1 protein-coding gene is annotated in these 843 nt (G+C 63.9%); it reads left to right on the forward strand.

Annotated features, from left to right (window positions below; genetic code table 11):
• Positions 1-843: hypothetical protein (locus tag SLP03_RS31445; protein ID WP_319464266.1), on the forward strand; the 843-nt coding region annotated here is incomplete at both ends.

Below are 843 nucleotides of genomic sequence, written 5' to 3' on the forward strand. Positions count from 1 at the left end.
CACGGGCAACGTCGTCGCCAAGCCGCAGGTCAGTCTTCTTGAGTTCTGCCCTGGGGACCACGGGGACTGGGACCACAAGGACTTCGACCGCAAGGACTGGGACCGCAAGGACGAGGACCGCAAGGACTTCGACCGCAAGGACGAGAACAACAAGCACGACGACGGCAAGGACGAGGACCGCAAGGACGAGAACAACAAGCACGACGACGGCAAGGACCACGAACGCAAGGACGAGAACAACAAGCACGACGACGGCAAGGACCACGAACGCAAGGACGAGAACAACAAGCACGACGACGGCAAGGACGAGAACCGCAAGGACGAGAACAACAAGCACGACGACGGCAAGGACGAGAACCGCAAGGACGAGAACAACAAGCACGACGACGGCAAGGACTGGAACGAGACCGGGCAGCCGGGGTCCTGGGGCCAGGGCGGCGGCATGGCCGACGACCAGTCGAACGAGGACCGCAACAACCGCGACAACAAGGACCACGACGGCAAGGACCGCGACCGCAAGGACGAGAACAACAAGGACCACGACGGCAAGGACGAGAACCGCAAGGACGAGGACCGCGACAACAAGGACCACGACGGCAAGGACCGCGACCGCAAGGACGAGGACCGCAAGGACCAGGACCGCAAGGACCAGGACCGCAAGGACGAGGACCGCGACAACAAGGACCACGACGGCAAGGACCGCGACCGCAAGGACCAGGACCGCAAGGACCAGGACCGCAAGGACCAGGACCGCAAGGACCAGGACCGCAAGGACCAGGACCGCAACGACCACTGCATGCCACGGGGGCACGTCGACGGGGGTGACGGTGGCATGGCCACCAC

Source organism: Micromonospora sp. RTP1Z1, assembly GCF_033804685.1.
GTDB lineage: Bacteria > Actinomycetota > Actinomycetes > Mycobacteriales > Micromonosporaceae > Micromonospora.